Here is a 25,602-nt window from a genome sequence, read left to right as displayed (position 1 = left end):
ATATGCGCGCTCGGACATCTCGACCTCTTCATCGTCGATATGGGTGGGTTTCGTTTTCCGAGTATCGGCCGGGTGCCGAGCCGCCGGGAGACCCATTGACGGAAATCGACGGGCGTGGGCGGAGACCTTTGCGCGGTTCTTATCGCCGCCGGTGACGAGAATTCTTGTGATGGTGGGAGAGATGGTCGCGTGCGAGCGGCGGCCGGGGAGTGACCGGATGGCGGTGTGCTGTCGGAGCGCGGAAGGCCCGGTTGGTGAGGATGGCTTGGTATTTCGCGGGCGGGGCCGGGGCGCAGTGGGCTGGTGCGCTCACGGCGGCGCCGGGCCATGTTCCGGTGTACAGCACGATGCAGGTATGGATCGGGACCGGGGTGGTCCTGCTGATAGTGGTGGCGATGCTCGCGACGATCGGCTGGATCATTCGGCGTGCACACCCCGCAAAGCGTCCCCGGCGCGGTGTGTACAGACGCTCGTAACGGCCGGGCCGGACGTCCCCGCAGCGAGTCGATGTGGCCGGGGGTGGTGAACGTCGAAACGCCCACCCCCCGGACTGTATCGGTCAGGCGGTGATTTGCTGGAAGATCTTGACTCCGACGATTGCGACGGCGATGAGCAGGTAGCCGCGCAGGGCGATCATGCCCGCGGCGCGCAGTGGGGAGAACGCCGGTCGCGGGAGGGTGTCGAGGGCGGGGGTGCGCCATGTGCCGCGGTCGTGGTCGCGAATCTGGTTGCGTTCGGCGCGGGTGAGGGCGATGTCGTCGAGTTCTTCGATCTGGTCGGGATCCACACCACCGAGTTCCGCGGCGGTGCGTTCGGCCGCGGCGCGATCGGCGCGGCGTTTGCCGAGCGCGAGCGCGCCCCCGCCGAGAACACCGACGAGCGCGCCGGAACAGAAACCGAATTCGAGGGTGGCGGTGGAGATGTCGGGGAACAATGTCGCCGCGGTCAGTGCCAGCGACAGCAGCACCAGCGCCCACACGATGACGGCGGCGGCGATGTTTTGGCGGGTGGTGTTGACCCACGGGCCGAGTACTGCCTTGTCGTTGCACAGCAGTACCAGGAACATGGTGGCCGACGGCAGCAGGACTCCGGCCAGGGCCTGCACCCCCTGGGTGAGCAGCCCGAGTACGTGGTCGGGGCTGAACGACACGGCCGCGGCGATGGCGAGAAGGAACGCGTAACCGGCGTAGAACAGGGGAGCTTGGCTGATCTTCCAGTGCAGCGAGTGCCGCCGGCCCAGGGTGTCGCCGAGAGCGTAGGTGGTGGCCAGGCCGACCGCGTTGGCGCCGACCAGTGAGGCGTCGAGCAGCAGGATCGCGAACAACGCCCCGGCGCCCTGGCCGACATGGTCGTGCAGGCCTCGGGCGACCGCGCCGGCGTCGGTGAAGCTGTCGGCGGCTTCGGGGGCGAGCCCGAACGCGGCTGCGGCCATGATCGCGATCGCTCCGGCCATGACGACGACGATGCCGACCCACAGGTCGATGCGTTCGTAGCGGATCCAGCGGGGGGTGATGCGCTTGTCGACGATGTTGGACTGCTGGAAGAACAACTGCCACGGCGCGACAGTGGTACCGACGATCGACACGATCAACAGCAGCAGAGTCGAATTCAGGCCGCCGGGGAACGACGGAACGATTCCCGCCGCGGTGGTCGACACGCTCGGGTGGACCATGAAGGCCAGGGGGAACATCACGATGTCGACAGCGATGAGCGCGAACAGGAACCGTTCCCAGCGCCGGAACGACCCGCCCGCGACCACCGCGAACAGCAGCACCGCGGCCAGCGGAACCGAGATCACGCGCGGTATCCCGAAGTAGTTCAAAGCCATTGTGACGCCGACGAATTCGGTGACGATCGTCAACGCGTTCACCACGAACAGGTCGCCGACGCTGAAGGCGCCCCAGAACTTGCCGAACCGGGAGAAGATGAGCCGGGCGTGCCCGGCACCGGTGACCGCGCCGAGGCGCACGACCATCTCCTGGTTGACATACAACACCGGAATCAGCAGCGCGAGAGTCCATACCAGCGCCATGCCGTAGTTCTGCCCGGCCTGGGCGTAGGTCGCGACACCGCCGGCGTCGTTGTCACCGACCATGACGATCAACCCGGGCCCGAGGACGGCCAGCAGCATGGTGAATCGCTGCCGGCGGGTGCGTCCGTCGGCGCTCTCGTGCTGCCCGATCCGGCCGAGCGCGCCGACGATATCGCCGACATGAGCACTATCGGCGACCGCGGTACCGGTGGAGATAGTGGGGGTGCGGCGGGTCGAGCCGCCAGGGAAGAAGGCCATCGCCGTTCCTCGTTTCGAACATCGTGGACGCACGACGCTGTCGAGCGCAGGGCGGGTGGACGAACTGGTGAGCGGACGCACCGGCGGAGAGCGCCCGTGCGCCCGGTGAAATGTTGCGGCGGAACAGGTTTCGTCGTTCCACCGGACGTGCCCGCTACCGTTGGTAGGAATGCGCGCCCAGGGATGCGGTGACCACGGCGGGGGGCGTGTGGGCGAGTCGCAGGTTGTGCCGCTCTTCGGGGGTGAGGTGGTAGCGGGCGCGGACTCGACGGGCCGAATCGGTGAGGAAAGCGGTGAAGCTCATGACATGCTCCTTGACAAGAAGAGCCAGCGAGCTACAGCGGCAACCGGCACACACCAGCCACGCACAGGCTGTTCGGGCACGGCGGATTGCCGTGCCCGAAACGATCGGGTGCGGTGGGCTCAGGCGATGGTGGCGCCGCAGCAAGCTGGGAACGAAACAACGGTTCGAACCGAACTCGGATACGGACTATCTCCGGGTGGCATCTCGTCCCTCACCTCCTTGCTGCCAGGACGCACGCGCACGTCACAACTTCTGAACAACAGCCAGGGATACATCGTCGCGACAGCGAGCGATGGGCACCCCTCTCGTCAGAGCTTCGGCACTGTAGGACGTATCCCCTTGCAGGAGAAGCCACTTCGGATCATCCCTTAATCCGGAAAGATCTGTCCTAATCCTGGGCGTCTCTCGACGTCGTCGGATCAGTGGCCTGTGTTCATACAGGAGCCTCGCCTAGCGAGGTGCTGACCGAGCAATTGTGCGTCCCCAGGGCATCGGTGTCAACCGAGGTGATCCACGCCATATCCGCAGCCAAAGCTGTTGCGCATGCCTCGGACTCACCGCAACGATCAATCTGCCCCACCTGCACGCCGAGCTGGCGGTTACCGGCCCGGGCATCCATGTCAAAGCCAGCGGGGTCGGCATCGTCGTACCGACCCGCTACCTTTACCACGTCGACGTCGGCGTCGGCGCTCTCGCTGGCGCACGGCTCATCGCCAGCGCACTGGACGCCACCGGATTGGTCGTCAACACCTGCGCAAACCCACCGGTACTACGACGAACGCGACACCGGCAACACCACCGGCACGGCGACCCCGAAAGCGGGCGCGAAGACGTCGCTCCGCGAGGGCGTCAGGAGACCGTCAGCCTCGACCGCTGAATGCTGGGCAGCGAATCCTGAGTGTTTTCGCGAGCGCTCCAGCGAACTCGGATGTGTCCAGAATCCCCTCACGCCTACCGAGTGCTGCCGTGTGGGCAATCGACATCACAGCGAAGTGCCCTACCGGGCGAAACACCCCTCGGGCGGCGCGTGAGCAGAACACCCCGCGCCGGGAACTGGCCCGGGTTCGGCCGGTTCCGGCGCGGTTTCGGTGCGCGTGTGGCTGTCCGGGCCACTGCGTGAACCCTGCAGATCGCCATGCCTCAGAATCTAGTTTCGTTCCCGGTGTTTGCAACCCTGGTCGATCGACCGGTGCCCGGGGTCGGCTTGGGTTACCGTCATGGTGTCCAGGTCGGGTGGAGAGGGCAGAACGTGGCATCGACAGTGCGCCTGCGTGGTCCCGTCCGAGCGCTCGCCGAGCGGATACGTTTGAGCCGTGCCGAATGGTTGCGGCTGGCCGCGATCGTGGGTGTGATCATCGTTTTGCATGTCCTGGGCTGGTTCACCCTCGTCGCGTTCGTCGCACCGCGAAACTTCAGCCTCGGCGACAAGACCCTGGGGATCGGGGTCGGATTGACCGCCTACACCCTCGGGTTGCGGCACGCATTCGACGCCGACCACATCGCAGCGATCGACAACACCACCCGCAAACTGATGAACGACGGGCAACGGCCGCTGTCGGTGGGGTTCTTCTTCTCCCTCGGCCATTCCACGGTCGTATTCGCACTGGCATTGCTTCTATCCGTGGGCGTGAAGGCGATCGTCGGGCCGGTCGAAGACGACTCCTCGGTGCTGCACCACTACACCGGTCTGATCGGCACGACCGTGTCGGGCACATTCCTGTATCTGATCGCGGCCATCAATGTGGTTGTGCTGATAGGCATCTTGCGGGTTTTCCGCCGTATGCGCGCCGGCGACTACGACGAGGCCGAACTCGAACACCACCTCGCACACCGCGGACTGATGAACCGGATCCTCGCACCGGTCATGCGTTCGATCACCGAACCGTGGCAGATGTATCCGATCGGCGTGTTGTTCGGCCTCGGCTTCGACACTGCCACCGAGGTCGCGCTGCTGGTGCTGGCCGGCACCAGCGCAGCGGCCGGGCTGCCCTGGTACGCGATCTTGTGCCTGCCGGTCCTGTTCGCCGCCGGGATGAGCCTGCTCGACACCATCGACGGCAGTTTCATGAACTTCGCCTACGGCTGGGCCTTCGCCCAACCGGTACGCAAGGTGTACTACAACATCACCATCACCGCCCTGTCGGTCGCGGTCGCACTCATCATCGGCACCATCGAGCTGCTGGGGCTGGTCGCCGACCAATTCGGCTGGAACGGCGGAGTGTGGGACTGGATCGCCGGGTTGGACCTGAACCTGGCCGGCTACCTCATCGTCGGCCTGTTCGTCCTCACCTGGGCGATCGCGCTACTCACCTGGCGCTACGGCCGAATCGAAGAAAAATGGACCGCCGCACCGCGCCCACACCCTAACACCGCCGACTAGCACTGGAAATCCGAACCGATGCGCGCCCATCATTCCGGGCAGCGCCTCAGACGTGGGCACCGGTTCCGTCGGAAACCGTCGACAGTCAGTGCCCCCGTTGTCGGGCTTGGCGCCGGTAACGAATTCGAGCTGACCATTTGACCGTAGCGCGGATGTTGACAGCGTGGCGGAGTTTCTGATCGTGGCGGGAACATCGGGTCCACATTGGATTGCTCTGCGTGGGAGCGATCTCGGGTTTCACCCCCAACAGCCGAGGCGAACTCGAGATCGCATCCCACATCAGCCACGGCCCTGCCCGCCCGAGGTTGGTCGACTTGGTGAGGGTCGCCGGGGCGCGCTGGCAGGTGGAGGAGGCGGTTTCAGCAGGGGCGAGGGCGAGGTCGGAGGCGACCACTACCAGGTGCGCACTTGGCGTGCCTGGTAGGCCCACATCACGTTGTCGATGCTCGCCCTCGCCGGACTGTCTGTCTCCAAAACCGTTGCCGCAAAAGGGGATCACTGACGGTGACGAAGGCATGATCGGCCCTCACGCTACCTGAGATCCGCCGCCTGCTCGCCCGCCTGGTCCTGCGCGAAGACCACCCCGACACCCACATCTGGGCCTGGTCGACACGGCGACGACGACGCCAACAATCGAAAACCGCGTTGGCGTGCGGATTCGCTGTTCGTGGAAATGAAGCGGGACGAGGTGAACTAGTTACTGAGCCAGTCTATTTGCGTATCGACCGCATGTGGAGGGAGTAGTGAGATACCGCGACCTTGACTACCGAGGTCGAATCGTCCGACTCCTGGGGTGGGAGATCTCAGTCTTCGTCAGCGGATCAGGAGTGGAGCGAGTGCCCAGGTGCCGAAGGCGTGGCTGATGGTGAGGACGATCTGGTCTGGTGCGGCGCCGTCTTCGAGATACTTTGCAGATCCACGATCGAAGCGAGCAGTGCGCGCGGAATCGGGGGCGGCCAGCATGGGGTACGTACTGTCCGTTTGCGCCGTGAGAGCAGCGGGTACTGCTGCTCTCACGCCCGTCGCACCGGCCGCGGGACGATAGAGGGAGACGCGGCATGACCACGATGCTTCTCGCGGCACAGGCCCATCCGGAAGCGGCCGGATTCATACTGCGCGGGATCAAAGGAATCTTCGTCGCAATCGGAAGCATCCTGGCTGCATTCATCTGTGCCGGGATCGCGGCCGCGAAGGGCCGCAACCCTCTCGGATGGGGACTGCTGGGATTGTTTTTCAGCATTCTCACACTGATCGTGGTGATCATCATCCCGAGCAAGAAATCCTGACCACCAACGCGCTGGGCCTCACCACTCTGCTTCCCCGGACGAGTCAATCGCGAGCTCATCGCCGCACTGGTGAGCCGATCCAAGTGGTGCACAACGATATTCGAGCCGCCATGGGCTTTCAGTTGGCGCACATTAGAGGCCGGCTCGAAAGTCGCGTTGGACTCGGAGCGGCGCGGTCTAGATCGCGAGCTCACCATGACCGGGACGTGACGGCCGAGAATTCCGGGCCAGCTGCCGGTTTGCCGGGCCCGGTCACTCGGACCGGTGTGCGGCGGGCGGTTGGCGATGGGCGCAGTGGCGTCGTGGTTGGCGTGGCGTGGCGAGTTCGGTGTGGATCTCGGTGCGCTCCATCCCGGCCTGGTCCGCGCCTATGCCGAGGGCCAACCGATGATGTCGATGATCGACGCGACTCTTGCCTTGTTCGGCACGGCAGCATGGCTGACGACCACGATCGTTCTTCGCGGTGTACGGTGCCGACAACCCTTCTTGGTGTGTCGGCGCCTGCGTTGTCGCCACGAGTATCTGCGGCCGCAAGGTCTTCTGAGGCAGTCGCAGAGAGGTCTTCCCGGCCTTCTTCGGATCTGTGTCGGGATCGAGCGCAGGGTGTGCCGGTCAGGGAGCAGGCCGGGGAATAGTGAGCGAAGCCGGTCGGGCGCGCGGCTGAGTCGGAGCTGCGGGAACGCCGCGCTACAGCGGGGCCGGGTGGCCTGCCTGGAGTCGAGCTCCTTCTGGCGATGGTGTCTAGGTGAACGGCCACAGGTCGGCGTCTCGGTGGGTGCGGTGTTGCAGGCGGGGGTCGTCGGCGGCATACAGCCATCGGATCGGTACCCGGATTGTTTCCAGACACGGCACGCGGGCCGGATGGCCGTGGTGGTCGATCAGCATTCCGACAAGGTGGTAGCCCTGGCCCGGTGCCAGGCCGAGGGCGGTGGCTTGGGCGGGGGTGAGTTCGATGTCGGTGTGGGCGCGTTCGATCAGTCGTAGTCCCTCGGCGATAACCGGATCGGTGTCGTTGTCGACGCTGGTGACGGTGAGCCGGAACCGGGCACAGGTCATAAGCCCCGCCACCCACATCGATGTGCCCGGTAGCTCGCGGTCGGGATAGCGGGCGACCGGTAGGCGGTGGGGGACCAGGACAACGTAGGTGTGCCCGATCTTCACATCACGGGCGCGCATATCTTTATATTCGTTGCAACACGGCACCAGGGTTACATCCAGCGCCGACTGGTAAAACATTCCCGCTCGACATCCGCTCATCTGAACGACCTGCCCTCGGCGCGGGTATTTCACTGGTCGGGCATGCTCAGGCGTCATCTGTTCTCGGGATTAGGCGGTCGGGACTCCCGTCGACCGTCCGGTCAGAGGGATCGATCGCGACTGCTGGTCCGGTGGGTCTACGGGGACGGCCGAAGCGGTCCGGCGGCGCCGAAGTAGAACTCGCCGAGACGGCCGATCGCGGACACGAATTGGTCCAGATGAGCTGATCTGCTGACGCAGGTGTCGGCGCGGTGGCGATACCAGTCCAGCATCTCCTCCTCGACGGTGCCGGTGGTCAGCGCCACCACCGGAATCACCGCCAACCCCGGGTCGGCCTTGATGGTGCCCAGCACCTGCTTTCCTTGCTCGCGTGGCAGATTCACATCCAGCAGGATCAGATCCGGGCGCGGCGCACTGTGGTGGATATCGCGGCGGTAGAGGAAGTCCAGTGCCTCGCGCCCGTCGCGAACGACCCGAACATCGCTATCGATCCCGTTGTGTTCGAACGCTTCCCGTGTGATCAACTCGTCGGCAGGATCGTCCTCGACCAGCAACACGATGATCGGCGCGCCACGACCGGACATGAGAACCTTCTCTCAACAGCATCGGCACCGCGAACCAACCGTCGACGGGCTCACAACAAAACAACCCGCGCCCGACCCGAGCGGGACGCCGCTGTGTGGGGGACGACCACAGCATCGCACACTCACATAAGCCTTCTACAAGAAGCCTGCGAGCTCGAGCAGGCGCTGCGCGGGCCGGCTCGGTGACGGAATGACCAATTTGTGCCCGGTCGGTGAGAGCCGGGCGGTCAGCCGGGCCATCAGCTGTAGTGCCACACACCCGAAGAAGGTGACCTCGGTCAGGTCGAGGACGACATCGGCGGGTGTCAGCTGTGCAAGCTCTCGATATGCATTGGTCAGTTGGGGTTCGGTGGTCATGTCGATCTCACCGCGCATCGCCACTCGGGGGAGCCGTTCGTGGAGGAAACACCGCACCTCGCCGGGCCGGAGGTCCGGGTATCGCCGCGCCGTCGAGGCGACCACAGGGATGGCGCTGGATGAACTCACGATCGACCTCGCCTCCGTCGGGCCGCCTCGGCGGCAGTCCACTGAACAATTGTCGCACGACAAATGTTGAGAAGCGAGTCGCTGTAGGGGATTCGGTGGAGCGACGGCATGCGAGAGGCGCGCGTATGCCGGGGTAGGAGCCGCTATCGGTTCAGGCTGGGGTGGTCGAGCCGCAGACTGTGATCGTCGGGTTGCGCCGCGTGAGTTTGGGGTCGACCGCGGCCGGCGCGGGCTCCTGTCCCGACGGTATCTCCGCGATCGCCGCTCGGAAATTGTGGGCAATGAAGCGAATCAGGCGTGACGTTTGTGCGTGGCGGCGTCGGCGCCGTGTTCCGCACTCGCGGTGAACTCGGTCAGACCCGTCAACAGCGCCTCCCGCCCCGCAGCACTCATCCCCTGCAGCACGCGGGCCAATTCTCGCCGCCGGATGTCGCTGATTTCGGTGAGCAGCCGCTGCCCGTCGCGGGTCAGTGCGAGCATCACTTCGCGGCGGTTGGCCGGACTGGCTGTGCGTGCGAGCAATCCCGCGGCCTGCAGCCGGTCGCACAATCGGCTGGCAGAGGACGCCATCGCGTCCATCTCGACGGCCAAGCCGTTGAGGTTGATCTGCCCATGATGTTGCACGATCGTGAGTGCCTGCAGTTGCGAGGGTGAGACCCGAGTACCCACGGCCTGCTGGGCCTGACCCCACAGCACGACCAGCCGCGCCGCCGCCTGTTCCACGGCCGCGGCGAGATCGCTTCCGGATCGGTCGCGCCGCGCACTGCTCATGCCATCACTGTGACATCTCTTCCGTCATGACGACACCCCTGCACGCGGTACGGTCGTCGGACCGATGTCACGCGACAATCGTCGCGATCGACCGCAGCCACGTAGCCCCCGGGGGCTCATCGACCCACAGAGGCGCCACATGACCCGCCATGGTGACTTTCTCGGCCCCGTCGAGACCACGCTTCGCGCCAGCGCCCCCCATGCCCTGCTCGACGTCATCCGGGCCACGCTGCAGGCTGATTTCGCGGCGAACTCGGTGGACCTGCTGCTGGCCGACTACCGATTGTCGATGCTGCAGCCGGTCACCGACCTGCCCCACACCACGACACCGCTGCCTATCAGGACCACCACCGCCGGCCGGGCATTCACCGCCCAGCAGGTGCTGCTGGAACCGGGCCCGGCCGCCGAAGGAGTTGTGATCCATCTGCCGGTGGCCGTGCGCGGCGACCGGCTGGGCATCCTGCGGGTCCAACTGCCGGTCACGCCCACCGCCGACGAGCAGGCTGTACTGGCCCGGCTGGCCACCATGCTGGGGCACGAACTGATCGTGGCCGAACGCGACACCGACCTCTACCTGCAAGCGCGCCGTCACGAGCGCCTCAGCCTCGCCGCGGAGATGCAATGGCAACTGCTGCCAGGACGCGGCTGCTCCCGCGCGGAGTACTCCCTGGGAGGGCAGCTCGAACCGGCCTACACCATCGGCGGGGACAACTTCGACTGGAGCACTTCAGCGGACTACCTAACCGTCACCGTCTCCAACGGCATGGGCCAGGGCATCGAGGCGGCTCTGCTGACCAACTTGGCTATCAGCGCTCTGCGCAACGCACGCCGCGCTGGGCTGGACATCACCGACCAGGCATCACTAGCAGATCAGGCCCTTTATGCCCAGTACGGCGGCAGCCGGCATGTCGCGACTCTGCTGCTGCGCTTCGAGGTCGCCACCGGACGTGTCGGCGTGATCGACGCCGGCTCGCCCCGCGCGCTGCGGCTGCGCGACGGGGTCGTCGATCTGATCGAATTCGAGGCGCAACTGCCGCTGGGGATGTTCGACGGCACCGACTATCATGAGCAAACCTTCCAGATCGAACCCGGTGACCGGCTCGTCATCGTCAGCGACGGAGTCCATGCCGCGCAGGCCCCCACCGGCGTCGAATACGGCACCACCAACCTCGATCTCGCGATCCACGCCTCCAGCAACCTACCCGCCTCCGAAGCCGCGCGCGCCATCATCACCGAGTTGCTCGACTACCACGAGGGTACCGATCTGCTCGATGATGCCGTCGTGGTCTGTATCGACTGGAACACCCCTCGTAGAAACTGAGCCGACCCGAGACCGATCGACCTGCTCGACCGGTCATTGCCTGCGACATGCTCCAGCCCTGACCGCGCAGTGGGCCGAGTGAAGGTGTGTATACACCGACAGGCACTCGGACTCGTCGCCCCATGGATCGACGCTGTCACGTGCGGCTCGCATGCTGCCTCGGACGCCGAGGGCATCGGACCCACTGCCCCGAAGGCGGACGTGCCGAGCGACGCGCAGTCGCAGCAGAGGATGAGTGTCCTCAACCAGGATGGTGACGATCTTGCCGGTCAAGGTTCTGAACACCCGCGGGCGATCGGTGTAGACGACGGCTGGCACTCGCCCGCAACATCGACGACCCGTAACGGCCGGTGCGGCGATGCGGGGCAGCGCTGCGCGGTGAGAGGGCGCAATTGCGTGTCGATGTCGACGACACCAGCCCTGCCGGTTGCACCGGCGGGCGCGGCACGATCTCAACCATCGACTCGCCGCAGCACAAAACGGGGGTGCGGCTTTCAACCTCGATGGAATCCCTACTTTGTGGTGAATCGACCGTTGCCGACTATCACCACGATGTCAGTGGGCGACCCCGCCGGTGGCTGGGGTGCGGCCGTGTTTCATCACCAGCGCGAGCAAGAGGGCGAGCGCCGAGGCGGCCGCGCAGACCCGGAATCCCAGTTGGTAGCCGTGGTCGCCGAAGAGGTTGGGGACCGGGGTAGCCGGTTGGGGTTGCCCGCCGACGCTCACCAGGGCGCTCATGCCGTTGTTGTAGAGGAACGCGGTGACGACGGCCAGGCCGATTGCGACGCCCATGGATTGCATGACGCCGAGCATGCCGAGACTGATGCCCTGTTGTTCCTGGGGAACCGCTTCGACCAGCAGGATCGGCATGCAGGCGTAGTACATCCCGAATCCGATGCTGAAGATCGAGTTCACGATCAGGAAGTTGGCGGAGGTCAGCGGCAGGACCGCGAAGGCTATCCCGGCGCCGACGAAGACGAACAGAGCTACGACCAGAGGTAAGCGGGCGCCGATCCGCTTGGCCAGCAGGCCGGCCACTGCGCCGAAGATCATCGTGATCACCGAACCGAGGAGCGCGATCCGGAGGGCGAACTCGAGCAGGGTGTACCCGCTGCCGTAGGTGTAGCCGGGGTCGAGGCCGACGTGCACGGCCTCGGGCGGCAGCACCTGACTCGTCACTTCCTGGATTTTCGCCAGTGCGCCCTGCCGGACGCCGGCGACGACGGTCGACTCGGGTGGGGTCTGGGCCATGTAGGCGATGGCGTAGGAGACGATGCCGATTTGCAGCGACGCGAAGAGCGCACCGGCGAGAACCAGCGCGACGCGCGGATGGAAAAGCAGCCTCATGTCCATGATCGGTGTCGAGACACGTTTTTCGACAACGACGAACAGTACGAGCAGTGCGATTCCCGCGATCAGCCAGGCCAGCGTGGCCGGCTTCGCCCAACCCCAGTCGTGGCCCTTGTCGACGTAGATGAGGGTGAGCGCGGCGCCGCCGGACAGCAGTGCGGCGCCAATGATGTCGATCCGCTCGGAGACCCGCAGCGTGGATTCGGGCACGATCAGCCACACCACCGGCAGCATCACCAGGCTGAACGAAGCGAGTACCCAGAAGATCGCACGCCAGCTGTGGTTGTCGACCAGGTAGCCGCCCAGGATCGGACCCGCGATGGAGGCGACACCGAAACCGGTCGCCGTGAAACCGAGTGCGAGGGGAATCATTCTGCGCGGCATCAGGTCTCGGATGAGGCCGTAGGCGACCACCGCGGTCGCGATGGCAGTGGCCTGCAGGCAGCGCCCGAACAGGAAGACGGCCCAGTTCGAGGTGGTCGCGTCGAGCACGCAGCCGATGACGAACAGCACACCGCAGATGAGAAACATCCGCTTCTTGCCCCACACGTCACTCATCTTGCCGATCAACGGAGACGCGGCCGCGCCGACCAGCCCGAAAACGATGACGGCCCAGTTGATGTCGGCGCCGACGCCGGGGAAGCTCGGCGCGATCTTCTGTAGTGCCGCCGCGACGATCGTGTACTGCATCGGGGCGATCTCGGAGAACAGGACGATCACCGCCAGGACTGTGAAAATCCTTGTGCGCGAAGCACCGTCGATGCGACCGGTGTCGTCGTTGTCGAGTCGAGAAGTACTGGTGGACATGGCCACGCTCCGTTGTTCGGGAACTGCGTTCGAGCTGGTCGTTCGGAGAGGTCAGTGAATGAGGGCGGTGTGGGGGAGATCGGCGACCGAGGTGCCTACCTGGACGGTGAACTCGCCGGGCTCGGTCTCCCAGCCGTCCGGTCCCCAATGCTGGAAGGCGCGGTCGGGCAGAGGGATCGAGACGGTCCGGGAATCGCCTGGGGCCAGGGTGACGGCGGTGAAGCCGGCCAGCCATCGGACCGGGCGGTCGATCGCGCTGTCCGGGCGCGAGAGGTAGACCTGGACAACGTGTTTGCCTTCGCGGCGGCCGGTGTTGGTGACCGTGATCGAGACGATGCGCCCCTCGATGGCGAGGTCATCGGTCCACCACGTCGTGTAGCCGAGCCCGTGGCCGAACGGATAGGCGGGTTCCTTCCCGGCCCGCAGCCAGGCGCGGTAGCCGACGTGGATGCCTTCGGTGTAGTCGAGGACGCCCTCGGCGGGTGTGGTGTTCAGGACCGGGACGTCGGCCATGGTCTTCGGCCAGGTGGTCGGCAGTCGCCCGCCGGGTTCGGTGGTACCGGTGAGCACGTCGGCCAGCGCCGCGCCGAACTCCTGGCCCGGGAACCAGGACAGCAGGACTGCGGCCACGTCGTCGCGCCACGGCATCTCCACCGGCGCACCGGAATTCACCACCACGACCGTGCGAGGGTTGACCGCCGCGACGGCGGCGACGAGGTCGTCCTGACGGCCGGGCAGTCGCAGAGAGGTGCGGTCGACGCCCTCGCTCTCGATCTGCTCGGTGGTGCCGACCACGACCACGGCCACCTCGGCCGCGCGCGCCAGTTCGATCGCGGCCGCGAACTCTTCGTCGTCAGCACGCTGCGGACGCCGGATACCGAGGGTTGCGCCGAGAATGATGCCGAGCCCGGGCATCGCTTCCTCGATGCTGGTGACGAGCAGTACCTCGACCTCGTCGCCGACGGCGAGCGTGCGAGTCACATGCCGCTGGGCCGGGTTGAGCAGGGCCGCCGCCGGATCGCCGGATTCCAGGGTCACGTTCTCGTCCAGCACGGTCTCGCCGTCGATGTCGAGCCGGATGTGGCCGACACCGCCGAAACCGATCTGCCAGTCGCCGGCTAGGTCGGCACGCAGCCGGGTGCGCATCTCGACCATGGTCGATCTCGCGGCCAGCGGTTCGCCGAGTAGTACGAGGCGGCTCGTGGAGCGGTGCTGGGTGCCGATCACGGTGTCACCTGTCAGGAATCGTGCGGACAGTCCCGGTTCTCCGGTTTCGGGATCGGTCATGATCGCCAACGGAGCGGGAATCAGGTCTTCGGACAGGTGGACGCCCGCGGTGTGGGTCACCGGCAGTCGACCGGTCAGGCCATCCAGCGGGGTGGTGGTGTGGCTGGGGATCACGGTCGCGCTGCCACCGCCGAGGAAGCGAGGTTCGCCCGCCGACGGTCCGAGCAGGGCGACGGTCGTGTCCGGTGACAGCGGCAGGACACTGTCGTTGCGCACCAGAACCATCGCCTGCGCGGCGACCCGGCGGACCAGGGCCTGCGCTTGCTCCTCGCTGAAAGCCGGTGTGGGCCGCGGGGTTGCGTTCAGGGCTCCGACTCGCTGGGCGAAACGCAGGATGCGGCGCACCTTGTCGTCGATGGCCGACTCGGCGATCTCGCCGGCGCGTACGGCGGCGGCCAACGGCTCACCCCAGAGGTGGGGCGGGCCCGGCATGCACAGGTCGGTGCCCGCGGCTGCGCTCGCGGTGGTGCGGACAGCGGTCCAGTCCGAGACCACCACACCGTCGAATCCCCATGTGCCCTTGAGTGGTTCGTCGAGTAGGGGGTTCTCGGTCATGGTGGCGCCGTTGACGGAGTTGTAGGCGTCCATGATCATCCATGCCCCCGCCTCGACGGTGCGCTCGAACGGGTAGAGGTACAGCTCACGCAGTGCCCGGTCGTCGATGCGGACATCGACGGTGAACCGATCGGTCTCGGAATCGTTGGCCACGTAGTGCTTCGGGCACGCGCTGACTCCATGCGCCTGCACCGACCGCACATACGCCTCGGCCATCTCGGCGGTGAGCAGCGGATCTTCGGAGAAGCACTCGAAATGCCTACCGCCCAGCGGGGAACGGTGCAGGTTCATCGTCGGGCCGAGTACCGCGTAGACGTCTTTGCGGCGGGCTTCGGCGGCGATGAGCGCGCCGATATCGGTGAGCAGCTCCGGGTCCCAGGTCGCGGCGACGGCGGTACCCGAGGGCAGGCTCACCGACGGATCGCGTTCGTCCCAGTTCTCGCCCCGCACCCCGGACGAGCCATCGGACACCGGCATCTCGGCGAGTCCGATCGCGGGGTCACCGGCCATCCGGAACAGGCTCGCGCCGGAGATCAGCCGCAGCTTGCCGTCCAGATCCAGCTTGGCGAGTAGTTCGTCGATGTGGTCTTGCATGGAGAGAGCAGCCTTTCGTCGGTCAGGGCGTGATGGTGCTGGCCTGGTCGGACCAGTGCGGGTTGTGCAGGAGTTCGCCGGTGCCGGCCGAGAACGCGCCGCGCGCGGCCGCATCCCCGCGCAGCCGGTCCATGAACCAGGCGGTGAGATAGCCGAGGTAGCGGTAGACGCCCTCGGTGCAGCTGTAGTTGGTGCAGTCCGGCTGGCCCTGGATGTCGTTGTGCTGGGCGCCCACCACTGCGGCGCGGGCTTTCGGCAGCCCGGCGGGCAGCGCGTCGTAGTACGCCTGCATCGATTGCGCACCGATCAGCTCCGGTGGGACCGGCTGGGTGGCGGGCGAGATGCCGTCGGCCGAACCGTTGATCAACAGCACCGATCCCGTGGTCACCGCGGTCGGGTCGACGCAGGAACTCTGGCCGTCGACGGACGGCAGCGATGCACACACCGCTGACAGCGGCATCTCGACGGTCACCGCGGTGCTGACGGTGCCGCCGCCGCGTGCGAGCGCGTTCAACGCGCCGAGGCCGCCTTGCGAATGTCCCGCCGCTCCGGCCGCGCGAGTGTCGATCTTGCCGCTGAAGATGCTGTTCGGATCGCGGTTCTGGCGGTCCAGATACCGCACCGCGTCGAGCATCTGGATACCGGTACCGGTGTCGGTCCGGTCGGCGGCGATGACCACGAATCCCCACGACGCGAGATGGGAGAGCAGGTACGCGTATTCGCGTGGGTGTGCCATGGTGCCGTCGCCCCAGGTGATGACCGGGTGGACACCGCCCGCCGCGAGATCGGCCGGATACCAGATGTCATAGCTCTCGCCGGTCGACGCGCAGCAGTCGACACCGGTCCGCTCGGCCACCGCCCAGGGGCCCGGCGCGTAATAGGTGGCCTCGACTCGGCCGGAGGGCTGGTAGGTCGGCGTCGCCGCTGCCGGTGTCATCCCCGTCGCAGCGAGGGAGATCAGCGCGAGGAAGATCAGCGCAAGCCGCGCGCCGGTGCGCGAGCGCCGATCGGAGGAAACAATGTTGTTGCTCACGCTGTCGGACGATAGGTAGGCCGATGGTCCAGGCAATGCGGACCGCGCGGTCTTGCAGACTCTTTGCAGACACTCCCGCGGGGGAAGTACGGCGTCGTATTCTCGAAGCGATGAACGACTCGGCCCGCACTGTCGCGGACCTCGCATGAGTGAGGTCGGCTCGGCGCTGCGTGTCGCCCGGAATGCTGCGGGGATCAGCTTGCAGGGCATGGCCGCGCGCACGAACTATTCCAAGCCGTACCTGGGGCAGCTCGAGACCGGGGCCCGCGCGGTGCGTGCTGAACACGTGGCCGCCTACGAGTCGGCGCTGAATCTGCCGCTGGATCACGTGCGCGACCGGCTGACCGTCGAATCGATGAACGAGTTCGACGATTTGCCCAGTCAACTGGCGTCGCTGCTGTTGCCGCCACGCGCGCACACGCGCGGCCGGCCCTCCAACTTCGCCGCGACGGAGCTGGCGGCCGCCGAGCAGCTCGCGACCTGGGCGCGTGCCAGGCAATGGTGCGACGGGCACGCGCCGCGCCACGCGGTCACGGCGTGGCTGGACGCGAGTCTTCCCCGATTGCAGCAGCTTTCGGCCTCGAACAGGTATGGATGCGCTCTGGTGGTCGGTGCGGAGCTGGCCGATATTGCCGCTGCCATGTGCTGGGACGTGGAGGACATCGCCGGTGCGCGGCGGTATTCGGTCGCCGCCGCGCGGCTGGCCCACGCCGCGGGGGACTCGGTGCTGACCGCGGCGATCCTCACCGAGTCGACCTGGCAGCTCCTCGACAGTGGCAGGCCGGCGGAGGCGCGGGAGGTTGCGCAGCTCGCCCAGTATCTGGCGCGCCGTACCGCGACACCACTGTTGCGGGTGGCTCTGGCCGAGGTGGAGGCGTACGCGCACGGCATTCTCGGCGATCAGGCCGCGTTTCAGCGCGCGATCGTGGTGGCCGCGGAATGCCGTGGCGAAGCCGCCGAGGCGGTGGCCGATGATCGCGCCGCCGACCGCAGCCTCACCGCGGCCACCATCGGCATGTTCCTCGGACCGCGCCGGGACTGGCCGGGGCCGGGCCAGCAGTGGCGGCTGCTCGGCAGAAGTTACCGTCAGCTCATCGCGACCCGTCCCGACCTGGCACGGATCGCCTTCGGTGATGTGCGCCCGCCCCTGTCGGAGGAGTTCGTGTCACCAACGATGGCCGCGATCTCCTCCGCTCGCCTGCAGTTGATGCTCGGCGAGCCCGACCACGCGGCCGAGCAGGCCAATCTGGCGCTGTCGGCGGAAGGCCGCCCGGCCGGTCGCGCGGCCGCGCGGCTGTCGGATTTCTGGCACGAATCGGTCGAATTCGCCGCGGTACCGGCAGTCCGCGAGGTTCGTACCACCATCCGCGAGCTGGTCGCGCCCGCTTGAGTTCGGGTCCTCAGCCGGTGGCGGCCGCGCCGCGCTGGGCCAGCAGCAAACCCATGATCCCGGATTCCTGGCTCTGGGTGCTGATCATGTCGCGGGCTGCCTGTTCGACCGGGCCCCCGGTGGACAACTCATCGAACATCTGCGCCATGGCGACGCCGCCCTGATGGTGGCGATACATCAGGCGAAGAAACAGCGTTTCGGCTTCGCCGCCGCGTGCCCGGGCGAGGGCATCGAGGTCCGCGCGGGTAGCCATGCCGGGCATGGTCATGCCGGGCATGGTCATCGGCGGCGCGGCGGTATGGTGACCGGTGGGCATCCACGACATCGGATGCGGGTTGGTCTGGGTCGCCCGGGCCAACCGGAGCCAGCCGAGCATCATGCCGATCTCCAGGCGCTGGGCATCGGCGATTTGGCCGGCCAGTCGCCGGACAGTGGGATCGACATCGGGGGCCAGGCGCTCGACCAGGATCAGTGCCTGCTGATGGTGGGCGGTCATGTCCTGCACGAAGCCGATCTCCGTGGCAGTCAGTACCGGTGGGGCAGTGGCGGTCTCGGAGACCATGAGTGGTCGCAGGGCCGCGCCGAGGACCATCAGGAACAGGATCGACGCGGCGACCGCTGCGCTGAGCACTATTCGCCTGCTCATGAGCCGACCGTCGAATGCTGGTCCGCGGGCGGGGTGTACACCTGGGGGGACAATTCGAGGGTGAGCAGGCCGTTGTCGGCGCAGGCGGCCCACAGCTGATTGCCGCGCCACTCGGGGGCGGAGAAGCACCAGTCGGTGGAGAGGTCGCCGAAGGCTACATCGCCGGTGCGCGAACTCTGGGCCTGCTGGGGATCGAAGGCGCCCGACTGGATGGCCTGCATCACCGAGGGTGCGCTGAGCAGCGGAACACCGATGATCGAGGCCAACGCGTGCGGGGAGTTCCACAGCTCGGTGTTCTGGCCGGTGCGCGCGGGCGGGTTGTAGTAGGCGATCTCGCGCACGTGGAACGGGTCGCGCACGTCGAATACCCGGATGCCGGAAGAGATCCAGCCACAGGCGAGTGCGGTGGGGTTCACCAGGCGGTCGGCGGAGCAATAGTGGGCGTCGTAGGCGAACAGCGAGCCGCCCATGCTGGATGCCATGGCACTGTCGCGGTGCTTGGGCAGATTGATCTCCAGCTTGATGGTGTTCACCACCCGCGGATGGGTGTCGTCGGAGATGTCGATGAGTTTGACGCCGCCGGATCCGGCCTCGTCGGCGCTGAACAGGTAGGGGACGCCGTGATAGGTGACGGGGACGTTCTGCTGAGTCGCCCAGCCGTCGGTCCAGGTCAGCTGGGAAATGATCGGCACCTGCGGATCGGGATCGCGTCGCTGCACCGCGGAGGTGTCCAGAATGGTCAGCCCGCCCATATTGTTGGCCAGGTACACGCGGTTGCCGTCGGCGCTCAGGCCCATGCCGTGCATGGACTGGCCCGGCATGCCCTGCCAGATCACACGAGGGTTGCCCGGATCGGTCAGGTCGACTGCGCTGACGATCCCGGGGATGACGCCGGAGGCCCAATAGGTGCGGCCGTCTGGGGAGAATCCGCCTTCGTGTGCCGTGATCGGTACCGGAAGTCTCAGATCGGTGCCGGGTCCCGGGTTGAGCAGGCGCGGATGCGCACAATCGGAGATGTCGTAGACCGAGATGAGCCCGGCACCGGTGAATGCGGGAACTCCGGTGCCCACCAGCAACTTTCGCGCGGCGTTGACCTTGAGGCTCTCCCAGGTTCCCGCCAGCATGGCCGGTTCGGTGAGTGTGGCGGTGAGCACCGGATGCGCCGGGTCGGCGACGTTGACCACCTGCACGCCCTGCGCTGGACCGAGCAGGTTGCCGGGGAAGAAGCTGCCCAGGTAGACGCAGTGCTCGAACTGTGTCGAGGTGATCCCGGCGCCGCGGCCCGCATAGCCGCCGATGCGGGTGATGTTGCACCGGTAACCGTGCATGCTGGCGTGACTGTCGCGTTCGGCGGCGGGCACGTCGCCTTGCAAGCCTGGTTCGGGTAGTGCGTCGCCCCCGCAAGTGGCGCGGGGGACGGCGGTCTCGGCGATATCGCGGTTTTCCAGCACGACCCCTGGGGAGTCGGTCTGCGCGATGCCGCTGGCTGTGGGCACCAGCAGCACGGCCGCCGTAGCGGCGAGCAGCCGGCGAGAGAACGTTCTCATGTCGTACTTTCGTGGTGGACGGCGAGGGTGACCAGTGCCGCGGCGGTCTGGCGGCAGAATTGGTCGCCGTCCTCGTCGCCGCGGGTGAGGGCGCGCAGTAGCGTTGCGCCGCGCAGGAATTCGAAGATCAGACCGGGATCGCAGCCGGGGGGTACTGCACCGGATTCGATCGCCGCGTCGACGGTGGCGCGCAGGGCCACTCGTGCCAGGCCCTCGCCGCGTTCGCGCAGCCGCCGGTAGCTCTGCTCGTCGTCGTGGTAAGCCGAGAGCAGACCCGGGATGCCGGAGCGAGCCGCCGGGTGGGTTGCGGCGGCGAAGAACAGCCGGGTCCACGCGAGCAGGTCGGCGCCGATATCGCCGGTGGGCTGCGGCACCACCCCCGTGTCGAGCGCGAAAATGGCGTCCTCGACGAGGTGAATCTTGTTCGGCCACCGACGGTAGATCGAGGTGGCGACCACCCCGGCCCGGCGTGCCACACCCTGGATCGTCGTGGCCTGAAAACCCTGTTCCACCAACAGTTCCTGAGTGGCGCGCAGCACCTGCTCGTCCAGTTGCCGGTCGCGCGGGCGGCCGGGGCCCTGCCTGGCCTCGCTGTGTTCGGTCACCGATCACACCTCCTTCGATGAGCGCAGAGCATAGCCGAACTGGGAGTTTTTGAAAAACGCTTCATCGCGTATTCAAATTAGTTAAATTGAAACCCGTTCCACTCCCGCACCCGAAGGACATGCCGTGCTGACTCCCCAGGACGAACTGCTCTGCCATCAACTGCCCACGACCTTCGACCACGTCGCGCAGAGCGATCTGCGCTGGACCGAGCGAATCGTGCTCTACGGTTTCGACACCACCGGGCGGGTCAGCGTCATGACCGGCATGGCGCGCTACCCCAACCGCAACGTCATGGACGCCTACGCCATGGTGACCGTGGACGGTAAAGCGCACGTGGCGCGGCTGTCGCGCGAGATCGGCGGCAACTACGACGATCTCGGCGCCTGGCAGATCGGGCCCTACCGCTACGAGATCACCGAACCGCTGCGCGGTGTGCGCGCCACCCTCGCCGACAACGATCACGGCCTGCGTCTCGAGCTGAACTTCCACGGCCGGTTCCCCGCCTACGAGCAGGAGCCCGCATTCTTCCGCACCAGGGGCCGGGTCCGCGAGGATGCGCGTCGCTACTACCAGAACGGCCGGATCTCGGGCTGGCTCGAGGTCGACGGTGAGCGCATCGACATCGACCCCGACACCTGGTGGTTCGGCCGCGACCATTCCTGGGGCACCCGCCACGGTGGCGGCGGCGGCAGCCTCGGCGAGGGCGCGGGCCTGCAGCCTCCGGAGATCCCGGATGGCGTCCTGTACTTCATGGGCATCTTCCAGTTCGACGACGAGCTGGTGCATTTCGCGCAGCGCGAGACCGCCGACGGGCAGCGCTGGCATTTCGAGGGCTCCATCCAGCAACCCTTCGAGGCGCAGGCGCCGACTGTGCCGATCGTCAGCGTGACCCACGACCTGCGGTTCCGGAACGACTTCCGGATCGTGTCCGAGGGGTCGTTCACCACGAACGCCGCCGACGGCAGTACCCGCACCTTCACGGTCACCGCGCTACAGGACTTCTGGCCGGGACTGGCGGGCTACGACATGTATCGCGGATACGCGTCGGGGATCTGGAAGGGCCCCTCCTACAGTGACGGCTTCACCGTCGATCTGAACGACACCGACGAGCTACGTCAGGTAAGCATGCTCACCGAAACCTTCTGCAGGATCGAGAGCAGCGACGGCAAGATCGGCTACGGGCTGGTCGAGATGGTGTTCATGGGTCGCAACGACCGCTACGGATACGAGGGTTACTGATGATCGCCCGACCCACGGCAGCCGATCTGCCGACCGCTGTCGTCCCCGCGCTGCGCGCCGGATTTCCCGGCGCGGATTCCGTCCGGGTGGCGAACTGGTCGGCCAGCCCGCGCGGGCTGGCGACCGAAACCTTCCTGTTCGACGTCGAATGCGACGACGCCGAACCGGTGTCGCTGGTGCTGCGCCGCCCGCCCGAGGTGGCGTTGTTTCCCGACTACGACCTGCTGCGACAGGTTCTGGTCATGCGTCGGCTCACCGACACTGCCCTCCCGGTTCCCACCGTACGGTGGCTGGATCGTGGCACCGAAGCCCTCGGCAGTCCGTACTTCGTGATGGACCGGATCGAGGGCAGCGCGCCCGGTGACCTGCCGTCCTACCACTGCGCCGGGTTGTACTTCGATGCCGGGCCGGCCCAGCGGGCGACGATGTGGTGGGGCTGTGTCGACACCATCGCCGAGATCCACCGCCTCGACTGGCGCGCACTGAATCTGGACTTCCTGTCGTTTCCGCAATTCGGTACCGCGCCGCTCGAGCAGATGATCGGTTATGTCGACGCCGCGCTCGACTGGGCCTCGACCACCCCGCCGCCCGCGCTGCGCCGGGCCGTGGACTGGCTGCGCGCCAATCTGTACGAACCCGAGCATGTCACGCTGTGCTGGGGCGACGCCCGCATGTCGAACATCCTCTACGACAGCGATTTCCGGGTCACCGGTGTCCTGGACTGGGAGATCGCCTACATCGGCGACCACGAGGCCGACCTCGCCTGGATGCTGTTCCTGGATTGGGCGTGCTCGGAATTCGAGAATACGGAACGACTTCCGGGAACGCCGACCCGGGAGGAGACGATCGCACGCTACGAGGAACGCAGTGGGATGGCGGTGCGCAACCTGCGCTATAACGAGATACTGGCGGCTGTCCTGCTCAGTATCCCGCTGCTGCGGATGGCGCACCGGCTGCAGCTGCCGCCGGAGGTCGATGTGACCGCGTTCTGCGTCGCACGGATCGAGCAATTGCTCGCGGCGGAACAATGAAGGTCGATCTCCAGCTGAACGGTCGTCCCGACGAAGCCGCCGCGCGGGCAGCCGAATTGATCGCGTGCGGTGCCGATGGACTGTTCACTTTCGAGGGCGCCCACGATGTCTTCCTGCCGCTGACGCTGGCGGCGATAGGTGCCGAACCGGTCGACCTGATGACCAATGTCGCCATCGCCCTCCCACGCAGCCCCATGCATCTGGCGCATGCGGCCTATGACCTGCACCTGCTCAGCCACGGCCGGTTCCGGCTGGGCTTGGGGTCGCAGACCCGCGCGCACATCGACAAGCGGTACGGCGGCCAGTGGTCGCGGCCGGCGGCACGGATGCGGGAAACGGTGCTGGCGGTCAAGGCCATCCTGGGCTCCTGGCAGTACGGCACGCCGCTGCGCTTCGAGGGCGAATTCACCCGGCACACCCTGATGCCGCCCACCTTCGATCCCGGACCCAATCCCTGTGGGATACCGCAGGTCTGCCTCGGCGCGCTCGGCCCGATCATGACCACAACTGCGGCCGAGGTGGCCGACGGGCTACTGGTCATGCCATTCAACAGTGCCCGCCATTTCGCCGAACGCACCCAACCGGCCATCGCCGAGGGCCTGGCCCGTGCCGGTCGCGATGCCGCGGACCTGGTGATCTACCCGCAGGTGATCGTCGCGATGGGCCGGACCGCCGCCGAACTCGAGGCCGCCGGCTTCGGTGTCCGCCGGTTGCTCGCCTTCTACGGATCGACGCCCGCCTACCGTCCGGTCCTCGACGTCGAGGGGTGGGACGAGCTGCAGCCCGAACTGAACGCGCTGTCCAAGCTCGGCCGGGCCGCCGCGATGACCGGCCTGATCGATCAGCGGATGCTGGAGACACTCGCTGTTTACGGCACGCCCGAAGAGTGCGCCGCCGAGATCATTGCCCGCTTCGGTGCGGTCGCCGACCGTATCTGCTGCTATTTCCCGGGTTACGACGTCGCCGACGCGCACATCCGGGATCTGGTCGCCGAATTGCAGGTCGCATGAGCGACGTGCGGATCGATATCGCCGCCGGCGTCGCGGTGGTGACATTGGACCGGCCCGCGCACCGCAATGCGTTCACCGCCGCGATGGGCCGTGCGCTCGGCCGGGCATACCGCGAACTGGATGCCGATGACGCGGTCCGGGTCATCGTGCTGACCGGCGCCGCTCCGGCCTTCTGCGCCGGAGCGGATTTGAGCGACGGCACGTCGACGTTCGACAAGCCCGACAGCACGGCATTTTCCGCGTCACCGGTCGACCCGCCCGCCTTTGCCCTGCGAAAACCGGTGATCGCCGCGGTGAACGGGCACGCGATCGGCATCGGGCTGACTCTGGCGATGCAGGCCGATATCCGGGTGGTCGCAGACAACGCCCGCTACGCCATTCCCCAGGTGCGCCTCGGCGTAGTGCCCGACGCGATGGCGCACTGGACCGTGGCCAAGGTCGCGGGCATGTCGGTCGCGGCCGACCTCTTGTTGTCGGGACGGACGTTCGACGGACCCGAGGCGGTGCGCCTCGGCCTCGCCACCCGCTGCCTGCCGCCCGCCGATGTGCTGCCCGCCGCCCTCGCGATGGCCGCCGACATGGCCGCCCACGTCGCACCGATGTCCGCGGCTTTGAGCAAAAGGTTGCTGTGGGACACCGCGATCCACGGCTACGCTCCCGCGCTGGTCGCCGATCTCGAAACCGAACTGCACCTGAGAGTCATGGGCACCCCCGACGCCGCGGAAGGGATACGCGCCCGGATCGGCCGCCGCACACCGGAGTGGTCCGCCCGGCTGTCGAGGGAGTGGAAGGACTTGCCGAAGTTCTGAGCCCCCGGCCGGACTCGCGAAGGCGAGCGACGTACGTGCCAATATGTGCCTCCTGATCGCGCCAAACTCCACCACCGCCGCGAAACGGCTGGCGCATTCTGGTGAGGGCACCACAGAACAGCGATGCATCGTGTCGCCGGACACGTCGGCCGTGTGGGGGTCAGGTGTCACTGTCGGAACTCGGGATTCGCTTGACTGTGTTGTCAAGTGACGCTTGATCTTTCGGGTGTCCCACGGCTTTGCTTCTCTCGACGATGTCGCCGGGCCCGAGCGGGTTGTTGCGGATCAGCAAGCGTTGGCGAAGTCCGGTATCGCGCAGTGCGCCAGGTTCTGGGAGGTGCTCCGATCGCCCGAACGGGTCACGGAAGACACATACGGGTGGTCGAGTGAATGCTCGCGCCCGACGCACATAAGTGACCAGGAGGGTGGCCTCCGGAACTGGACAGCCAAGAAGAAGAAATTCGATCGCTGCTGCCGTCTTCGAATCAGCGGCACGAAGTCCTGTCGCAGGACCGGCGCGCCGGATTGGCGGCGGCGCCGAAGGCAGGGTAGGGGGCACCGCTGCTGGTTGTGGTGCTGAGTTCTTGGCGTATTTTTGGTGAATCTACGCCGGTGCAGAGATGCAGGTCCCGAATCGATGGTCTGACCTGGGAAGTAAGTGCGCCATCAGGGACTCGAACCCCGAACCCGCTGATTAAGAGTCAGCTGCTCTGCCAATTGAGCTAATGGCGCTTGGACCTCCGGATCGGGCCTGCAGGCTCCGTTCCGGTGCGGGAGAAACCATAACAGTTGGGTAGGCGGAAAGTGAAATCGGCTGTTCAAAGGCTGTTCGAGGGGGGATCGTGATCTTGCGTGAATGCGGTAACGGTTGACGGGCCGGAAGGGATGAATCGGGCAAGAGTGTGCGGGGCCGGCTCGTCGTGTTTACCCGGTTGCGATCCTTCCACCTGGCAGAATGGGTGGGCGTGGTCTCGACCGATCCCCGCATGCGTGGTGGGTTGAGCAGCGTGGCTGGGCTT

22 protein-coding genes, 1 tRNA gene, 1 pseudogene and 1 riboswitch are annotated in these 25,602 nt (G+C 66.6%); of the genes and pseudogenes, 10 read left to right on the top strand and 14 right to left on the bottom strand.

The genetic code is table 11. The annotated features are described in order from the left end of the window. Window positions 1-559: 559 nt before the first annotated feature. Both NMI01S_RS24780 and NMI01S_RS35400 read right to left on the bottom strand, forming a co-directional pair. Window positions 560-2,290, bottom strand: a complete 1,731-nt coding sequence (locus NMI01S_RS24780; RefSeq protein WP_063000871.1) for an NRAMP family divalent metal transporter — start codon at window positions 2,288-2,290, stop codon at window positions 560-562. A 154-nt stretch (window positions 2,291-2,444) separates the two neighbouring features. Next, window positions 2,445-2,594 (bottom strand): hypothetical protein, encoded by a 150-nt coding sequence (locus NMI01S_RS35400; RefSeq protein ID WP_167669929.1) that lies wholly within the window; start codon window positions 2,592-2,594, stop codon window positions 2,445-2,447. Window positions 2,595-2,887: 293 nt separating this feature from the next. Then, a riboswitch (M-box (ykoK) riboswitch) is annotated at window positions 2,888-3,059 on the bottom strand. 10 nt (window positions 3,060-3,069) lie between these two features. Between NMI01S_RS35400 and NMI01S_RS35035 the strand changes: the two genes are divergently transcribed. From NMI01S_RS35035 to NMI01S_RS36580, 3 genes and pseudogenes are all read left to right on the top strand, one after another. After that, complete coding sequence (locus tag NMI01S_RS35035) at window positions 3,070-3,471, top strand: hypothetical protein (protein WP_157126336.1); 402 nt, start codon at window positions 3,070-3,072, stop codon at window positions 3,469-3,471. Between the two features lie 372 nt (window positions 3,472-3,843). Then, the gene (gene nicT / locus NMI01S_RS24770) at window positions 3,844-4,974 is read left to right on the top strand and encodes a Nickel transporter NicT (protein WP_063000868.1); all 1,131 of its coding nucleotides are present in this window, start codon (window positions 3,844-3,846) and stop codon (window positions 4,972-4,974) included. A gap of 239 nt (window positions 4,975-5,213) precedes the next feature. Continuing rightward, window positions 5,214-5,476, top strand: a pseudogene (locus NMI01S_RS36580) (IS701 family transposase); the annotation flags it as partial. A gap of 311 nt (window positions 5,477-5,787) precedes the next feature. Here NMI01S_RS36580 and NMI01S_RS35030 read toward each other — a convergent pair. Then, on the bottom strand, window positions 5,788-5,937 hold the full coding sequence (locus tag NMI01S_RS35030) for a hypothetical protein (RefSeq protein ID WP_157126335.1): 150 nt from the start codon (window positions 5,935-5,937) through the stop codon (window positions 5,788-5,790). Window positions 5,938-6,032: 95 nt separating this feature from the next. Between NMI01S_RS35030 and NMI01S_RS24765 the strand changes: the two genes are divergently transcribed. Continuing rightward, window positions 6,033-6,260 carry a hypothetical protein gene (locus tag NMI01S_RS24765; protein WP_063000866.1) on the top strand — a complete coding sequence of 76 codons (228 nt, stop codon included), beginning with the start codon at window positions 6,033-6,035 and terminating at the stop codon, window positions 6,258-6,260. A gap of 741 nt (window positions 6,261-7,001) precedes the next feature. Here the strand turns inward: NMI01S_RS24765 and NMI01S_RS24760 are convergent. The 4 genes from NMI01S_RS24760 to NMI01S_RS24745 form a co-directional block, all read right to left on the bottom strand. Next, window positions 7,002-7,436 (bottom strand): hypothetical protein, encoded by a 435-nt coding sequence (locus NMI01S_RS24760; protein ID WP_063000864.1) that lies wholly within the window; start codon window positions 7,434-7,436, stop codon window positions 7,002-7,004. Between the two features lie 218 nt (window positions 7,437-7,654). Further along, on the bottom strand, window positions 7,655-8,101 hold the full coding sequence (locus NMI01S_RS24755) for a response regulator (protein ID WP_063000862.1): 447 nt from the start codon (window positions 8,099-8,101) through the stop codon (window positions 7,655-7,657). 135 nt (window positions 8,102-8,236) lie between these two features. After that, window positions 8,237-8,587 (bottom strand): STAS domain-containing protein, encoded by a 351-nt coding sequence (locus NMI01S_RS24750; protein WP_157126334.1) that lies wholly within the window; start codon window positions 8,585-8,587, stop codon window positions 8,237-8,239. Between the two features lie 291 nt (window positions 8,588-8,878). Next, on the bottom strand, window positions 8,879-9,358 hold the full coding sequence (locus NMI01S_RS24745) for a MarR family winged helix-turn-helix transcriptional regulator (RefSeq protein ID WP_063000859.1): 480 nt from the start codon (window positions 9,356-9,358) through the stop codon (window positions 8,879-8,881). Window positions 9,359-9,497: 139 nt separating this feature from the next. Between NMI01S_RS24745 and NMI01S_RS24740 the strand changes: the two genes are divergently transcribed. Next, the gene (locus NMI01S_RS24740) at window positions 9,498-10,679 is read left to right on the top strand and encodes a PP2C family protein-serine/threonine phosphatase (protein ID WP_063000856.1); all 1,182 of its coding nucleotides are present in this window, start codon (window positions 9,498-9,500) and stop codon (window positions 10,677-10,679) included. A 555-nt stretch (window positions 10,680-11,234) separates the two neighbouring features. Here the strand turns inward: NMI01S_RS24740 and NMI01S_RS24735 are convergent. From NMI01S_RS24735 to NMI01S_RS24725, 3 genes are read right to left on the bottom strand one after another with little or no spacing between them, the layout of a single operon-like run. After that, window positions 11,235-12,836, bottom strand: a complete 1,602-nt coding sequence (locus NMI01S_RS24735; RefSeq protein ID WP_063000847.1) for an MFS transporter — start codon at window positions 12,834-12,836, stop codon at window positions 11,235-11,237. Window positions 12,837-12,887: 51 nt separating this feature from the next. Then, window positions 12,888-15,272, bottom strand: a complete 2,385-nt coding sequence (locus NMI01S_RS24730) for a beta-glucosidase (protein WP_063000845.1) — start codon at window positions 15,270-15,272, stop codon at window positions 12,888-12,890. 22 nt (window positions 15,273-15,294) lie between these two features. Beyond that, complete coding sequence (locus NMI01S_RS24725; protein WP_063000843.1) at window positions 15,295-16,305, bottom strand: poly(ethylene terephthalate) hydrolase family protein; 1,011 nt, start codon at window positions 16,303-16,305, stop codon at window positions 15,295-15,297. 145 nt (window positions 16,306-16,450) lie between these two features. Here NMI01S_RS24725 and NMI01S_RS24720 point away from each other — a divergent pair, with 145 nt between their 5' ends. Then, entirely contained in the window at window positions 16,451-17,695 is a 1,245-nt protein-coding gene (locus NMI01S_RS24720; RefSeq protein ID WP_063000841.1) for a helix-turn-helix domain-containing protein, read from the top strand. A gap of 10 nt (window positions 17,696-17,705) precedes the next feature. Here the strand turns inward: NMI01S_RS24720 and NMI01S_RS24715 are convergent, their stop codons facing one another. Genes NMI01S_RS24715 through NMI01S_RS24705 form a run of 3 tightly spaced genes read right to left on the bottom strand, consistent with a single transcriptional unit; the run spans window position 17,706 to window position 20,493 of the window. Next, window positions 17,706-18,341: a DUF305 domain-containing protein gene (locus tag NMI01S_RS24715; RefSeq protein WP_063000838.1), complete on the bottom strand. Its 636-nt coding sequence runs from the start codon at window positions 18,339-18,341 to the stop codon at window positions 17,706-17,708. Beyond that, complete coding sequence (locus NMI01S_RS24710; RefSeq protein ID WP_063000835.1) at window positions 18,338-19,888, bottom strand: LVIVD repeat-containing protein; 1,551 nt, start codon at window positions 19,886-19,888, stop codon at window positions 18,338-18,340. The genes NMI01S_RS24715 and NMI01S_RS24710 overlap by 4 nt, the downstream gene beginning before the upstream one ends. Beyond that, the gene (locus NMI01S_RS24705) at window positions 19,885-20,493 is read right to left on the bottom strand and encodes a TetR/AcrR family transcriptional regulator (RefSeq protein ID WP_063000833.1); all 609 of its coding nucleotides are present in this window, start codon (window positions 20,491-20,493) and stop codon (window positions 19,885-19,887) included. Before NMI01S_RS24705 ends, NMI01S_RS24710 begins: the two co-directional genes overlap by 4 nt. A 124-nt stretch (window positions 20,494-20,617) precedes the next feature. Between NMI01S_RS24705 and NMI01S_RS24700 the strand changes: the two genes are divergently transcribed. Genes NMI01S_RS24700 through NMI01S_RS24685 form a run of 4 tightly spaced genes read left to right on the top strand, consistent with a single transcriptional unit; the run spans window position 20,618 to window position 24,583 of the window. Beyond that, a complete protein-coding gene (locus NMI01S_RS24700; protein ID WP_063000831.1) occupies window positions 20,618-21,733 on the top strand; it encodes an Rv3169 family protein in 1,116 nt (371 codons plus the stop codon). Continuing rightward, window positions 21,733-22,764, top strand: a complete 1,032-nt coding sequence (locus NMI01S_RS24695) for a phosphotransferase family protein (protein WP_063000829.1) — start codon at window positions 21,733-21,735, stop codon at window positions 22,762-22,764. Before NMI01S_RS24700 ends, NMI01S_RS24695 begins: the two co-directional genes overlap by 1 nt. Then, window positions 22,761-23,774, top strand: a complete 1,014-nt coding sequence (locus NMI01S_RS24690) for a TIGR03617 family F420-dependent LLM class oxidoreductase (RefSeq protein WP_063000827.1) — start codon at window positions 22,761-22,763, stop codon at window positions 23,772-23,774. Before NMI01S_RS24695 ends, NMI01S_RS24690 begins: the two co-directional genes overlap by 4 nt. Then, on the top strand, window positions 23,771-24,583 hold the full coding sequence (locus NMI01S_RS24685) for an enoyl-CoA hydratase/isomerase family protein (protein WP_063000825.1): 813 nt from the start codon (window positions 23,771-23,773) through the stop codon (window positions 24,581-24,583). The genes NMI01S_RS24690 and NMI01S_RS24685 overlap by 4 nt, the downstream gene beginning before the upstream one ends. 659 nt (window positions 24,584-25,242) lie before the next feature. On the opposite strand, the gene NMI01S_RS24680 is transcribed toward NMI01S_RS24685, so the two are convergent. After that, a tRNA-Lys gene (locus tag NMI01S_RS24680) sits at window positions 25,243-25,315 on the bottom strand. Window positions 25,316-25,602 lie beyond the last annotated feature (287 nt).

Origin of the sequence: Nocardia mikamii NBRC 108933 (genome assembly GCF_001613505.1) — a bacterium.
Lineage (GTDB): Bacteria > Actinomycetota > Actinomycetes > Mycobacteriales > Mycobacteriaceae > Nocardia > Nocardia mikamii.
The sequence above is the reverse complement of the archived record's forward strand: the minus strand, read 5'-3'. Positions and strand labels throughout refer to the sequence as shown.

What these genes read in the sequence shown, in the direction of transcription:
- NMI01S_RS24780 (WP_063000871.1), bottom strand. Translation starts at nt 2,290, where the DNA reads ATGGCCTTCTTCCCTGGCGGCTCGACCCGCCGCACCCCCACTATCTCC.
- NMI01S_RS35400 (WP_167669929.1), bottom strand. Translation starts at nt 2,594, where the DNA reads ATGAGCTTCACCGCTTTCCTCACCGATTCGGCCCGTCGAGTCCGCGCC.
- NMI01S_RS35030 (WP_157126335.1), bottom strand. Translation starts at nt 5,937, where the DNA reads ATGCTGGCCGCCCCCGATTCCGCGCGCACTGCTCGCTTCGATCGTGGA.
- NMI01S_RS24765 (WP_063000866.1), top strand. Translation starts at nt 6,033, where the DNA reads ATGACCACGATGCTTCTCGCGGCACAGGCCCATCCGGAAGCGGCCGGA.
- NMI01S_RS24760 (WP_063000864.1), bottom strand. Translation starts at nt 7,436, where the DNA reads ATGCGCGCCCGTGATGTGAAGATCGGGCACACCTACGTTGTCCTGGTC.
- NMI01S_RS24755 (WP_063000862.1), bottom strand. Translation starts at nt 8,101, where the DNA reads ATGTCCGGTCGTGGCGCGCCGATCATCGTGTTGCTGGTCGAGGACGAT.
- NMI01S_RS24745 (WP_063000859.1), bottom strand. Translation starts at nt 9,358, where the DNA reads ATGAGCAGTGCGCGGCGCGACCGATCCGGAAGCGATCTCGCCGCGGCC.
- NMI01S_RS24740 (WP_063000856.1), top strand. Translation starts at nt 9,498, where the DNA reads ATGACCCGCCATGGTGACTTTCTCGGCCCCGTCGAGACCACGCTTCGC.
- NMI01S_RS24735 (WP_063000847.1), bottom strand. Translation starts at nt 12,836, where the DNA reads ATGTCCACCAGTACTTCTCGACTCGACAACGACGACACCGGTCGCATC.
- NMI01S_RS24730 (WP_063000845.1), bottom strand. Translation starts at nt 15,272, where the DNA reads ATGCAAGACCACATCGACGAACTACTCGCCAAGCTGGATCTGGACGGC.
- NMI01S_RS24720 (WP_063000841.1), top strand. Translation starts at nt 16,451, where the DNA reads ATGAGTGAGGTCGGCTCGGCGCTGCGTGTCGCCCGGAATGCTGCGGGG.
- NMI01S_RS24715 (WP_063000838.1), bottom strand. Translation starts at nt 18,341, where the DNA reads ATGAGCAGGCGAATAGTGCTCAGCGCAGCGGTCGCCGCGTCGATCCTG.
- NMI01S_RS24710 (WP_063000835.1), bottom strand. Translation starts at nt 19,888, where the DNA reads ATGAGAACGTTCTCTCGCCGGCTGCTCGCCGCTACGGCGGCCGTGCTG.
- NMI01S_RS24695 (WP_063000829.1), top strand. Translation starts at nt 21,733, where the DNA reads ATGATCGCCCGACCCACGGCAGCCGATCTGCCGACCGCTGTCGTCCCC.
- NMI01S_RS24690 (WP_063000827.1), top strand. Translation starts at nt 22,761, where the DNA reads ATGAAGGTCGATCTCCAGCTGAACGGTCGTCCCGACGAAGCCGCCGCG.
- NMI01S_RS24685 (WP_063000825.1), top strand. Translation starts at nt 23,771, where the DNA reads ATGAGCGACGTGCGGATCGATATCGCCGCCGGCGTCGCGGTGGTGACA.